The following is a 10041-nucleotide window of genomic DNA, read 5'->3' as shown; positions in this document are numbered from 1 at the left end:
AGAGAATTAATGAAATGCTAAATAATGTAACTTTTATTGATGGCATTTCTGAGCATGAAGTTGACAAAATAAAACAGGATAAAAATTATGCCGCTTAATTCCCATACACTAGATTTGACAATAACTCGGTCCTAAATCAACTTCTTGAAGTACATCAAAATCATAATTAAGTTGCATAACCTTATCTGGAGTAAATACAAATAGATAACCAAACTTAGGTATTACAAGTTGAATACCATTATCATCTTCATCTTCTGTATCCTTATTCTTACTTTTATCTTCACCAAGTCTTTTAGGTTTATTCTTTTTTTTCTTAGGAAGTCCTACTACAATACTAGGATTATCATTATCTTCAAAATTAAATTCTTTTTCTAAACCATTAGAACCAAAATCTAAGCTAACAAAACTACCAAAGCCTTTTTGATATTCATATCTATGAAGTTTATTTGGTTCATACGTTATGATATACATTGACTCATCAGATTTAGAAACTATAACAGGCTTACCAAAACTCTCACCATCTATATATGTATCTAGACTCTTGCAACCTTGTGATCTCCATTAAAATTAAAATCACTAATCCCCATAATAGTTTTACTTTCGTTATTCGGATGAAATATTAAAACCATATTTGCTTCTAGATTATTTGCCATATCAGGCACTAAAAGTTTTATATGCTAGATTGTATAGGTGTTCTGCTATGAGGAGCAGGTCTTAATCTTATTATATGCGGAGATAATGAAACTTTCTTATCATACTTATATTGAGTTTTATGAGAAATAACCACTTTTAAAGCCATAATAAACCTACCTTTTATGCTTCTATAATGAGATATATAGATAAAAATAATTATCTATATAATCTAATAATACATAATTTTAAGGATTTTATAAAAAGTAAGTTAGATCTTGAGTTAAAAATTTTTCAAAAATATAAAATTAAAAATTGGAAAAAACTAAATCAACCAAAGACTATTAGACACAGTTACCATAATTTGACATAGATCAAAATGAGAAGCTAAAAATATAGTTTACTATCTCCATAAATTAAACTAATATATAGTTTCAACATCGATTAATCATTTGAGAAACTTAATGAAAATAATGTTCTCAGCAGATGGTATCTCTAAGTCTGATTTAGAGAAAACAGCCACTGTTTCAAAGTATGTTGACTGTGTTAAAATTGGTCATATCCTGTGTTCAACGCTATCCTTTAAAGAAATTCATCAACTAGTTGGCGATAAAGATATTTTTTTGGATTTTAAGTTACACGATATTCCTAATACAGTTAAAACCGCAATTGAAAATTATTCAAAAGCAATTCCAAACTTTAAATATTTCACATTTCATGGTACTGCTAGTGATGAAATGGTCAAAGCTGCACTTACAGCAGATACTCAAGCAATACCATTAGCTGTGATTACTCTTAGTAGTGATGCTAATTTTGATAAGGCAGATAGCCTAGCTAAATTTGAGAGACGTGTGGATTTAGGTGTGGAAAACTTTATATGTCATCCACATTTAGTTGCAGATGTTAGAGTAAAATTTGGGGATAAAATCAAGTTATATGTACCAGGTGTGAGACTTGAGAGTGACTTAAGTGATGATCATTTTAATGCTTTGACACCTAAAAAAGCTAAAGAGCTAGGCGTTGACTACATTATCGTGGGTAGACCTCTACTTCGTGCTGATGATATTGTTGAAAAGCTAAAAGAGTTTGAGTGTTAAGATGCAAAATCAAGATCTTAAAAGAATAATAATCTCGCCACCGTTTGGCAAATATCTTAAATTTACCGAAACCTCTAATGTTTATGGTTCTTTTACAGTTAATAGACGCTGGGGACTTATCAAACAAGCTCTCAAAACTATCCGTAAAATAGATAAAAACGCTTGGCGTAATAAGATTGGTTTGCGTAACCCAGGGTTAGCAAATGCAAAGCCACCGAAAAGGTCGCAAGATATTATATCTTTGGCGGCATTAGAGATGTCAGACTGGCATAGTTTTGCAGAGACTTTAAAGTTACCAAAGTTTGCCAATCATAAAAATATTGAGATAAATATAGGTTGTCCTAATGCTAGTATTGTTGACTTCCCTGCTGAGCTAGCTCCGATATTTACTGGTAAAAATATCAGTATCAAAATGCCACCAACTGTAAATCATAATGCTAAGATTAGAGAGTATCTTGTCGTAGGGATTACAACTTTTCATTTGTGTAATACTATCCCTACAGATAAGGGCGGTATCTCAGGTTATCCCTTACATGAATACAGTTTGCCGGCTATCAAGAAAGCTAAAGAAGAATTTGGTGATAGTATTACTATAATTGGTGGAGGCGGTATTTATACTCTTGAAGATGCTAAAAAATATATCGAAGCTGGAGCAGACCATTTATCTTTAAGCTCTATAATGTTTAATCCTATTAGAGGTAAAAAGCTAGTAAAAGAGATTGTCAGGAAGTTTGGCTTTTAATTTATGATTTCAAAAATTATAGAGTTTACAATGATTGGTATAATAGTTGTTGGTGGCTTTGTGGTCTCCTTTTTATTTAACCAAAACTCTATAGAGCTACTGCACTATAATACATTGATTATTGTTATATCACTATCTGGACTCTCTGGATTAGAGGGAATATTTTTTAGTAAACAATCAGCGAAATCTTTAGGTAGGCAAACAAATCGACCTTACCAACTACAATCTGGTGTTAATAATTTATCTGTAGCTTTAGTTGCTAGTTTTGTTTGGTATATGCAATGGGGAATCTATGCTGATGCTACTGTACTATTATGTTGCTTAACCTTTTTTACTCTATCGGCAGTTATCCATACTTGGGAGTTTTTGACATCTAAGAATTTAACTAGAAAAAATGCTATGAGAGGAGTATTGATCTTAGGGTTACTAATTTGGCAGATACCTATTATATATGGTGCTCTGAATACTTATTCATAACCTTTCTTTTTAAGCAGTAGCTTATCTGTATTTTTATATGATTGCGGGGCAAAATCTCCCATCCATTTTTTAACTGATTTGAAGTTCTCGATAAATGTTTGTTTATCACCATCAGATACTTTTTCAGCACTAGAGTTTACAAATTCAGCAAATTCGGCGATAGTTTGCTGTCTTTGCTTATCTGACATAATAATATCAGCATATAAGCCTGGACCTTGGCTAAAAAGTCTACCAATAATATTTAGTTCCATTTTATATACAGGGTTGCTAGCTTTAGCATTTTTTGAATATCAACATTTTTGTGCTTAAGAAATAGACCTAGACAGTAGACACTAAAATGCTCAATACCTTGGATAAAAGTCATAGCTTCATCATGCTCTTCGGCAGTCATTTTTTCAATACTAAAGCCAATTTTTGCTAGATCATCGATAAAGTATTGATACTTATCTTGCTGTTTACCATCACATACTACAATTACTTGATTGTCGGGAGAGCTAATAGTTGGACCAAATATGGGATGTAGCCCCACCACAGGGCCATCATAATTAGCTAACATACTATCTAAAGGTTCTTTTTTGATACTAGTATAGTCAGCTAATATAGTGCCTTCAGAAAGATAGGGTATTGTTTTTTTGATAATTTCATCAGTTAAATATATTGGTACAGATAATATAACAATGTCTTGATTAGCAAGTTTTTGCTCGGGAGTTTGCCAATCACTTTCATCAAAAATAGTTAGTGCATACTCAGGTAGGAATTTACTAAAGATATTTTGAGTCATCTGACCCATTTCACCACTACCACCAATTATACAAATTCTTTTTTGCATATTTATACCTTAAAAGTAAAAGTTACAGGACCATCATTTGTCAAAGACACTTTCATATCAGCACCAAATATTCCTGTTTGGACTTTATCATATTTATTCTTGAATATATCTACAAACTCTTTGAATTTTTCTTTTGCTATTTCAGGAGGACAACCACTACTAAAGCTTGGCCTATTACCTTTCTTTGTATCAGCAGCAAGTGTAAATTGTGGTACAAGAATTATCTCTCCATCAATATCTGCTAGAGATAAGTTCATCTTGCCTGCCTCATCTTCAAATATACGATACTTGATGATTTTATCAGTCATTTTTTCGAAGTTTTGATGAGTGTCTTCTTTCTCAACACACACTAGTGCTAAGATACCTTTATTTATATCAGCAACTTTTTGACAATCAACTACTACATTTGCGCAGTTTACTCTTTGTATGATACTAAGCATATCAATATATTGTTTTTGTTAAATCAATCCTTAAATTGTATCAAAAACATCTGTATACTCTTACAAAAATATTTGTTAAATAAAATCTCTAAATGAAAAAAATATTTCCTCTGGCTCTTTTTGTCGTTTTGTATCTTTTGATATGGGATGGGCTAACTCTCTTGATTCATTCGCCTTATAGTATTTCTCCTGATACTGTAGAAAATATTATGTGGGGTATGCATCCAAGTTTAATGTATGATAAGCATCCAGGTTTAGGAGCACTATTCCTCAAGCCATTTGTTTTACTTTTTTCGCCATTATTAGCGAATCTACTGGCAACATCTATTTGTATAGTTGTTACATGGCTATATATATACAAGATAATGAGGCTATATTTTGAGCATAAAGAAGCTATCTTTGTTACCTTACTATCATTATTAAGCTTTTTTTATATGGGAGAATTTTTTCCTCAATATAATCAAAATATAATACTGCTACCATTTTGGACAGCAAGTGCTTATTTTTTTATAAAAGCTATAGATTCTAATAGAACTATCTATTGGCTTTTAACTGCTTTAATAGTTGCTTTAGCAGTGTATGCTAAGTTTCAAATAGCTATAGTAGCAGTAGCAATGCTGGAGTATTTAATATTTAATTATAAAGCTTGTTACACTAAGAATATTTTGTTATCAGCTATATTTGGTTTTGTATTACTAATACCAGGTATGGTTTCTTTGTATGAGCTTAACTTTATCACTATACATTATGCGGCAGCTAGAGTTGCTGAGCCTAATTCTAGTATGCTTTTTAATATATTTAATGGCTTATTTGATAGTATATTTCAGCTACTTAATTTTGCTGTTGCTATAGTTATTCTCCTATATTTAGCTTTTAGAAAAAATATAATAAGAGTCTACTCTAAATTATCCAATAACCAAAAAGCTATAGTTTATATAGGAGTAACGCCATATATAATCTTTTGTTTATTGGAGATGTTTAATGGAGCATTACCAACAGAGTGGTTAGTGTGTGCTACAGCATTATTTATTCCAGCTATATATATATTATTTAGACTAAAAGCTACTAATATTTCTCTATACAAGATAGCGGTATTTAGTTTAGTTGTGAATTTAATTTATTTTATTGCATTTAATATTAGTACCTTCACAAATAATAAGATAGAGCATAACAACATTGGCAATGGTATTGCCGTAGTAGCCGATAATTTAATTAAAGATAATCACTTAGCTTACCCAGAGTATGCATCAGGAAGCTGGGATTATGGACTTTATCTGACAGCATTTATGAGTAAGCATCCTAACTTTGTAAGAGAGTGGTACAAGTTAAGCTCTAAATGCTCTATGGTTATGGTTTTCCCTGGCTGTGGTGGTGAATATGGTTATATAGATAATGATATTAAAACACTTGGCTATACTGTGATATATAAGACTTGCCAAAATGTACAATTAACAGATAAAATAAAACCTCAAGAGAAACCTTTTACGTTCTATTTTGTTGAGAAGTAGACTTTCTTATATGTACCATAAAAATTATAACTATAATAATCACACATAAAATTGGTCCAAGTATAATGGGAACCTGTTTGTCTATATGTTGACCTAAGAATCCAGAAATAAACAAGCAGATTGAAGCGCCGATGGAGCCTGACATTATCAAGAAAGAAGATACTTTAGGACTTGAGTAATTAGCATTATTTATACCATAGCCTAGAAGTGTAGGGAGCATCGCCGCACATCCAAATCCTAACACTACACCACCTAATATAAACCCATAAAGACTCTCAGCAATCAAGAATATTATAAATCCTATTAGGGTAATAAATGAACTTATCATAATATAAACAGCAGGCTTAATTCTTGTAAGTACGAATAGTCCTACAATCAGTCTTGAAATGGCAATGCTAGATTGTATTCTGAAAGTTTTAAATAGTTGAAAGAGTTAAGTGCTTTGGCATTTTTTAGTTCCTTATCGTTTATTTTAGTTTCGTCAAAACCTAATAAACTATATTTGGAACTCTCTTTCAACTATTTAAAACTTTCAGAATACAATCTAGCTATATAATTTGCAGATGATTTCAAAAACATTTAAACTGTAATAGAACGATAAAAAATAAGGAAAATACTATGCTATCACAAAAATTACTTGATGCTTTAAATGACCAATTTAATTATGAACTAGAATCAGCTAATCTTTATCTTGCTATGGCTGGTTACACATCTGACCTTGGTTTAGGTGGCTTCACTAATTGGTTTATGGCTCAGTATGAAAATGGATACTACATTGCAGAACTTAATTATAGTTTTGACAAAGTCTATCAGGTGACAATCAATAGTATCAAGGCAGGTATTACTTATGATGGGAATGGTCATGCTTACGATTTAGTAGAAAATAGTCAAACTAATGACAAAGCAACTATAACAGCTATAAATAATAAGAATCATAGTGATCAACTAGAAATAATCATCCACATAATATCCAAAAATATCACAAAGATTATGATCAAATATGATAGTAACGGAGATTCTATTAGATCTTCTGCTCTGCTAAATACTCTTAAAGAAGGATTAGCCATATAACAAACTATAATTCTTCATAAGATTTGCACTTCAAGTTGTTGTAGCTCAATCAAAATTAAGTAAAAGAGTTTTTACGATGAAAATATCCAAACTAATGGCTGCTGTAATAATATTATTTATTATTATTTTTCTTATATGTATTTTTTTATACTTTGATGCTAGCTTCGAAAGAGATGCTTATTTATATGCCAACTTTACCAGAGTAAATAGTGTAGAAAATGGGCAAGTTCAGAAGATATACATCAAAAAAGGATCATATGTAAACAAGGGGGATACATTATTTGAACTAGATTGCAGATACATAACAAAAGAGCTCAATATACTACAGTCTCAAGATAAAAAGATAGCTCTAGAATTTAAAGATATTGCCATAAAAATAAAACTTGCTGAAAAGCAAAGAGATTTAGCTAGAAAAAGTCTAATTGTTGAGAAAAGAAATTTTGAGAGATATAAACTTCTAATAAAAGATGGTGCCGTATCTGATCAACAAAAAGACTTAGCTGAAAAAAACCTAATATCTAGTGAGTCTCAATTTGTCAAAGCATGCCAGAATGTAGATAACTTAAAAATCAGACAAAATGATCTTTTATCTGATGAGAAAATAACTCAATCAAAGATTGATCAAAAAGAGTACTCTTTGAGTAGATGTTCCATCAAAGCCACAACAAATGGATATATTTCAAACTTTATATTACAAAAAGGCGATTTCATTAATAAAGGAGAAGATTTATTTTCTATCGTTGATACTCATAAATGGTATGTTGTGGCAAATGTCAAAGAGAGTAATATTAGATACTTATCTGTTGGCCAGACTATTAGTATGACTACAAGCCTAACAGGATTTAAGAAATATACAGGTAAAATAGTTAATATCGAAAAAGGAATCACAAGACCTGAATATAATAATTTCTCTGCTCTCTATCATATTGAAAGAAATATAGACTGGGTTAGATTGGATTATAGATTTCCTGTACGTATAGAAGTTTTATCTAAAGATACAAAAGAATTTAGACTTGGTGGAGATGTCCATGTATGGTTCTAAGTTCTATGATATCAAAAAAGAAGAATCTCTAGAGATATTGCTAATATCTATAGCGATTTCTATATGTGGTGTGATAGCAATTATTATTAATGATGCTCTAAATTTTGATTATCCTTTTTGGGCTGCTACAGCTGCTATCGTAATATTCTCAACAGGATCCTCTCTTACTATCTATAAGTCGTGTAGAAGAGCTATTGGTACAATTATTGGTTCTATTATAGGTTTATACTTAAGTATACTTTTTGTTGAATTTTCATTTGTAGGCATACTTATTATTTTTATAGTAGGAGCTATATTCTTATTTTTTTCAAAAATCTATCCTCAAGAGGGCTATTTTCTACTGTTCATCGGCATACATATATCTTTTATAGGGGCTGGCTGTATCGTAGAGCCTACCAATGCTTTTTATTTAACAGAGTATCGAATACTCACCAATATTGTTGGTGCTTTATGCTCCTTAATATTTGTGCTTATATTACCAATAAAAAAAGGAAAAAGCTTCTCACCAACACCACCACTATCAAATAAAGACGCTCTATTAAATACAACTAGAATATTTATTGCAATGAGTTTGGCTGTACTGTTTTGGATGTTTGTAAACGTTCCCGGTGGCTCAATCAATATGATTATAACTATCGTAATTATATCCGGAGTTGAGATAAATAAAACTGTCCTTGTATTTCATCGAAGATTCTTTGGATGTTTACTAGGAGTATCATGCGGTATTGCTTGTATTGTAATATCAAGCTATTTACCAATTATTATATTTCCATTATTTATAATTTTCTCAACAATCTTTACGTACTTTGCATTACAACATCCATTGTATGGATATGCTTATGAGCAAGCAAATAGAGCATTTATGATAGTCTGTTTCCCGACAAAACTAGAGTTTTTTAGTTTCTCTGATGGTGCATATAGAGCTTTAGGAATCTTTATCGCATTATTTATACTACTGTTGATTGAGGTTGGTGAAAGAGCTCTTAACATAATATCTGAGTCATTGGACGATTATATTATTAGACAAATATTGGTATAAAAATCAGTAATTATAAGTTAATTAGCCAGCGGACTTTTAGCCTTAAATATCAAAACATGATTTCAACAAAGCTTTAACTTTATCTAATCCTAGCTTATTCATTAAATCGATATTTCTTTGGGGAATATCATCAGGGTTTGGATAATTTGCTATTGCTCTCTCAAGAGACTCTTCACGAATCAAGTGCAACATCGGATAAGGCGAACGGTTTGTATAATTCTCAACATCATTTAAGTCTCCACCTTCAAACTGATAGTCAGGATGAAAACTTGCTATCTGATAAACTCCTTCTAATGACATATCAATCAAAAAGTTATCTGTATCATATAGAAAGTCATTATAGTCGTAGAAGTCTTGTAAAATATACGGATGAATAACTAAAGTTGTCTCAATATTCGTGTCACTCTCTAATAGCTCTAGTTCTGTCTGTACTTCTGCTAATAATTGCTCTGTATTTGTTGCTTCTGAGACAAAATAACGAACTCTATTTTTAACAACTTCACGCTTAGCAAATGGGCAAAGATTCATACCAACAACAAATGTTTTGACCCAATTTTGTGTAGCAGTAATTATTTGCTGTTTATCCATGTCCAATATCAATAATAAGATTTACTTACCATTATACTCTTTTGTCATAATAAGTTTGTGCTAGATTGTATTCTCAATGTTTATAGAGATACCAAAATGTACTTCATTAGGTGTCAAGTAATTTAAACATTTCTTAGGTCTATTATTCAAGTCTATCTGTAACTTTCTAATGTATTGATGAGATATATTGTTAAAGTTAGTACCTTTAGGTATAAATTGTCTGATATACCTATTCATGTTTTCATTAGTACCTCTTTGCCAAGGACTGTATGGATCAGCAAAGAATACTTTGATGCCAGTCTTGCTAGTTAGCTTCTTATGTTTAGCAAACTCTTTACCATTATCAAATGTAGCTGTTAATATTTTATGACCATTAGATACTTTGTACAATATTCTATTGATTGAATTAGCTGTTCTATCTATAGACTTGGCTAAAATAGTAAATCTGCTAGCTCTATCCTTTATCTTAACTTGTTTAGAGTCACCTTCTTTTTTGTATTTATATTGTCTAGCTTTGAAAAATAATAAGTGTCTAAGCTTTAACTTGCTTATTAAGTTGTAAATTGCTTTGTGAGTTA

General features: G+C 30.9%; 12 protein-coding genes and 3 pseudogenes. 7 read left to right on the top strand and 8 right to left on the bottom strand.

Translation table 11 applies throughout. The features are described from left to right. Positions 1-111: 111 nt before the first annotated feature. Together F8C69_RS06315 and F8C69_RS06310 are read right to left on the bottom strand one after the other, a co-directional pair. A pseudogene (locus F8C69_RS06315) lies at positions 112-674 on the bottom strand (hypothetical protein); the annotation flags it as partial. Positions 675-679: 5 nt separating this feature from the next. Continuing rightward, positions 680-799 (bottom strand): annotated as a pseudogene (locus tag F8C69_RS06310) (transglutaminase N-terminal domain-containing protein); the annotation flags it as partial. 295 nt (positions 800-1094) lie between these two features. On the opposite strand from F8C69_RS06310, the gene pyrF reads away from it, so the two are divergent. The 3 genes from pyrF to F8C69_RS06295 are packed head-to-tail and all read left to right on the top strand — an operon-like array spanning position 1095 to position 2946. Then, the gene (pyrF, locus tag F8C69_RS06305) at positions 1095-1727 is read left to right on the top strand and encodes an orotidine-5'-phosphate decarboxylase (RefSeq protein ID WP_192189636.1); all 633 of its coding nucleotides are present in this window, start codon (positions 1095-1097) and stop codon (positions 1725-1727) included. Position 1728: 1 nt separating this feature from the next. Beyond that, the gene (locus F8C69_RS06300; RefSeq protein WP_159184605.1) at positions 1729-2469 is read left to right on the top strand and encodes a HisA/HisF-related TIM barrel protein; all 741 of its coding nucleotides are present in this window, start codon (positions 1729-1731) and stop codon (positions 2467-2469) included. Between the two features lie 3 nt (positions 2470-2472). After that, entirely contained in the window at positions 2473-2946 is a 474-nt protein-coding gene (locus F8C69_RS06295) for a DUF6790 family protein (protein ID WP_201751483.1), read from the top strand. On the opposite strand, the gene F8C69_RS10635 is transcribed toward F8C69_RS06295, so the two are convergent. From F8C69_RS10635 to dtd, 3 genes are read right to left on the bottom strand one after another with little or no spacing between them, the layout of a single operon-like run. Further along, positions 2937-3197: a hypothetical protein gene (locus tag F8C69_RS10635; protein WP_234384287.1), complete on the bottom strand. Its 261-nt coding sequence runs from the start codon at positions 3195-3197 to the stop codon at positions 2937-2939. The two genes, F8C69_RS06295 and F8C69_RS10635, sit on opposite strands and share 10 nt — an antisense overlap. Next, positions 3188-3775 carry a prephenate dehydrogenase/arogenate dehydrogenase family protein gene (locus tag F8C69_RS06290; RefSeq protein WP_234384288.1) on the bottom strand — a complete coding sequence of 196 codons (588 nt, stop codon included), beginning with the start codon at positions 3773-3775 and terminating at the stop codon, positions 3188-3190. The genes F8C69_RS10635 and F8C69_RS06290 overlap by 10 nt, the downstream gene beginning before the upstream one ends. A 2-nt stretch (positions 3776-3777) precedes the next feature. Next, entirely contained in the window at positions 3778-4215 is a 438-nt protein-coding gene (gene dtd, locus F8C69_RS06285; RefSeq protein ID WP_159184604.1) for a D-aminoacyl-tRNA deacylase, read from the bottom strand. Positions 4216-4307: 92 nt separating this feature from the next. Between dtd and F8C69_RS06280 the strand changes: the two genes are divergently transcribed. After that, positions 4308-5723 carry a glycosyltransferase family 39 protein gene (locus F8C69_RS06280; protein ID WP_159184603.1) on the top strand — a complete coding sequence of 472 codons (1416 nt, stop codon included), beginning with the start codon at positions 4308-4310 and terminating at the stop codon, positions 5721-5723. Here the strand turns inward: F8C69_RS06280 and F8C69_RS06275 are convergent. Next, a pseudogene (locus F8C69_RS06275) lies at positions 5698-6117 on the bottom strand (MFS transporter); the annotation flags it as partial. The gene F8C69_RS06280 and the pseudogene F8C69_RS06275 overlap by 26 nt on opposite strands. A gap of 224 nt (positions 6118-6341) precedes the next feature. Here F8C69_RS06275 and F8C69_RS06270 point away from each other — a divergent pair. The 3 genes from F8C69_RS06270 (at position 6342) to F8C69_RS06260 (ending at position 8875) form a co-directional block, all read left to right on the top strand. After that, positions 6342-6794, top strand: a complete 453-nt coding sequence (locus tag F8C69_RS06270; RefSeq protein ID WP_159184602.1) for a DUF3568 family protein — start codon at positions 6342-6344, stop codon at positions 6792-6794. A 76-nt stretch (positions 6795-6870) separates the two neighbouring features. Beyond that, entirely contained in the window at positions 6871-7836 is a 966-nt protein-coding gene (locus tag F8C69_RS06265) for an HlyD family secretion protein (RefSeq protein WP_159184601.1), read from the top strand. Next, positions 7823-8875 carry an FUSC family protein gene (locus tag F8C69_RS06260; protein ID WP_192189637.1) on the top strand — a complete coding sequence of 351 codons (1053 nt, stop codon included), beginning with the start codon at positions 7823-7825 and terminating at the stop codon, positions 8873-8875. Before F8C69_RS06265 ends, F8C69_RS06260 begins: the two co-directional genes overlap by 14 nt. 42 nt (positions 8876-8917) lie before the next feature. Here F8C69_RS06260 and F8C69_RS06255 read toward each other — a convergent pair whose 3' ends face one another. Next, the gene (locus F8C69_RS06255; RefSeq protein WP_159184600.1) at positions 8918-9463 is read right to left on the bottom strand and encodes a DUF1415 domain-containing protein; all 546 of its coding nucleotides are present in this window, start codon (positions 9461-9463) and stop codon (positions 8918-8920) included. 60 nt (positions 9464-9523) lie between these two features. Further along, a partial coding sequence (locus tag F8C69_RS06250; protein WP_159184599.1) for an IS30 family transposase occupies positions 9524-10041 on the bottom strand: 518 nt, incomplete at its 5' end.

The sequence above is a fragment of the Francisella noatunensis subsp. noatunensis genome, assembly GCF_009823375.1.
Classification (GTDB): Bacteria; Pseudomonadota; Gammaproteobacteria; order Francisellales; family Francisellaceae; genus Francisella; species Francisella noatunensis.
Note: the sequence above shows the minus strand (reverse complement) of the source record. Positions and strands in the feature narration are given on the sequence as shown.

What these genes read in the sequence shown, in the direction of transcription:
- pyrF (WP_192189636.1), top strand. Translation starts at nt 1,095, where the DNA reads ATGAAAATAATGTTCTCAGCAGATGGTATCTCTAAGTCTGATTTAGAG.
- F8C69_RS06300 (WP_159184605.1), top strand. Translation starts at nt 1,729, where the DNA reads ATGCAAAATCAAGATCTTAAAAGAATAATAATCTCGCCACCGTTTGGC.
- F8C69_RS06295 (WP_201751483.1), top strand. Translation starts at nt 2,473, where the DNA reads ATGATTTCAAAAATTATAGAGTTTACAATGATTGGTATAATAGTTGTT.
- F8C69_RS10635 (WP_234384287.1), bottom strand. Translation starts at nt 3,197, where the DNA reads ATGGAACTAAATATTATTGGTAGACTTTTTAGCCAAGGTCCAGGCTTA.
- F8C69_RS06290 (WP_234384288.1), bottom strand. Translation starts at nt 3,775, where the DNA reads ATGCAAAAAAGAATTTGTATAATTGGTGGTAGTGGTGAAATGGGTCAG.
- dtd (WP_159184604.1), bottom strand. Translation starts at nt 4,215, where the DNA reads ATGCTTAGTATCATACAAAGAGTAAACTGCGCAAATGTAGTAGTTGAT.
- F8C69_RS06280 (WP_159184603.1), top strand. Translation starts at nt 4,308, where the DNA reads ATGAAAAAAATATTTCCTCTGGCTCTTTTTGTCGTTTTGTATCTTTTG.
- F8C69_RS06270 (WP_159184602.1), top strand. Translation starts at nt 6,342, where the DNA reads ATGCTATCACAAAAATTACTTGATGCTTTAAATGACCAATTTAATTAT.
- F8C69_RS06265 (WP_159184601.1), top strand. Translation starts at nt 6,871, where the DNA reads ATGAAAATATCCAAACTAATGGCTGCTGTAATAATATTATTTATTATT.
- F8C69_RS06260 (WP_192189637.1), top strand. Translation starts at nt 7,823, where the DNA reads ATGTATGGTTCTAAGTTCTATGATATCAAAAAAGAAGAATCTCTAGAG.
- F8C69_RS06255 (WP_159184600.1), bottom strand. Translation starts at nt 9,463, where the DNA reads ATGGATAAACAGCAAATAATTACTGCTACACAAAATTGGGTCAAAACA.